Origin of the sequence: Flavihumibacter sp. CACIAM 22H1 (assembly GCF_001601815.1) — a bacterium.
Classification (GTDB): domain Bacteria; phylum Bacteroidota; class Bacteroidia; order Chitinophagales; family Chitinophagaceae; genus Flavihumibacter.
Window position 1 is genome coordinate 11,447 of record NZ_LUKG01000106.1, and the last position, 1,320, is coordinate 12,766.

General features: G+C 42.8%; 2 protein-coding genes. Both read right to left on the bottom strand.

The window, feature by feature from the left end; genetic code table 11:
* A partial coding sequence (locus tag A1D16_RS19720) for an endo-1,4-beta-xylanase (protein WP_290712731.1) occupies positions 1-438 on the bottom strand: 438 nt, incomplete at its 3' end.
* 69 nt (positions 439-507) lie between these two features.
* Positions 508-1,320, bottom strand: an 813-nt coding sequence (locus A1D16_RS19725) for a substrate-binding domain-containing protein (protein ID WP_290712733.1), incomplete at its 5' end; no start/stop codon positions are given.

The window sequence follows — 1,320 nt, forward strand, 5'->3', positions numbered from 1 at the left end:
TCTCGTTGCAACTGCAGTGATATGCGATTCAAAGAATAATTTAAAGGAATCCTGGTTCTGAATCTGATGAGCAAAGCGGGGTAATTGGCTGTGCCAGACAAGGGTATGCCCGTTTAGCAATAACTTGTTTTTTTTACAATAAGCTACCAGCTTGTCGGCAAGTGTAAAATCATACCGACCCCATTCAGGATGAATTAGTGCTGCTTTCATACAATTTTCCGGTGTAATTGTATTGAACTGTTTCCGGATCAAGTCGTTGCCTGGCCGATTAGTTTTTTCGATATATTTATTAGTTAGTGCGGTGCCAATTAAAAAATCAGATCTATAGGCGTCTTTTAGTCCCGGAATTGCATTCGTAGGATTTTTCTGCAGGGCACAAAACTGGCAGTTGACCAGCACCAGTGCTGCCCATAATAGCTGTTGTGGAAGTTGTTTCATGCGTTGAATTTTGCCGGCTGCTTTTTGTTCCTGTGAACGGTGCCTTACTTTTTACTACAAATGGGCGAATTATTTCCTGCGTTGAAGAGAAGACTGACGGATAATCAGCTCAGATTTTACAATTATGGTATTGGTTTGATGTATATTCTGATCGCCTTTTAAATGGGCAATAAGGTTGCGCGCCGCAATTTCTCCAATATCGATACCCGGATAATTGACTGTTGTTAGTTGTGGTTCAATGATTTTTCCAATAGCATCGTTGTTGAACCCAACAATAGCAATGTCTTCCGGAACACGAATTCCTTTTTCTTTCAGGGTTTGCATGCATACAGCAGCGGAGAAGTCATTGGTGATAAACGCTGCGTCGGGTTGAGGTTTCATTTTCAGAATCTGAAGGGCGGCTTCACGCCCGCATTTTTCACTGAGGTCTTTGATGAGCACGAGGTTTTCATCAAATTTGATCTGATGATCGTGCAGCGCTTCTTTATAACCTTTTAGCCGTTGGGCATACACATTTCGGCTAAGGTTGGCAGTTACCAGCACAATGCGTTTGCAGCCCTGTTCAAGAAGGTGCTCGGTGGCCTGGTATCCGGCTTTAAAATTGTCGATGATTACCTTGGGCGATTCAGATTTCTCCTCAACCCGGTCGAAAAAAATAACAGGTATATGTTTATCAAAAAAAGGTTGAAAATGATCCAGCCCCTTTGTGTCAAATGCCAGGGAAGCAATTAGCCCGTCTACCCGTTTATGAAAAAGGCTGAGGGCATTGGCGGCTTCTTTTTTGAAAGATTCCGACGAATGAGCTATCAACAGATCATAACCCGCTTCTGCCGTAACCTTCTCAATACTGCCAGTACGGAGGTAATGAAATTGGAATTGAGT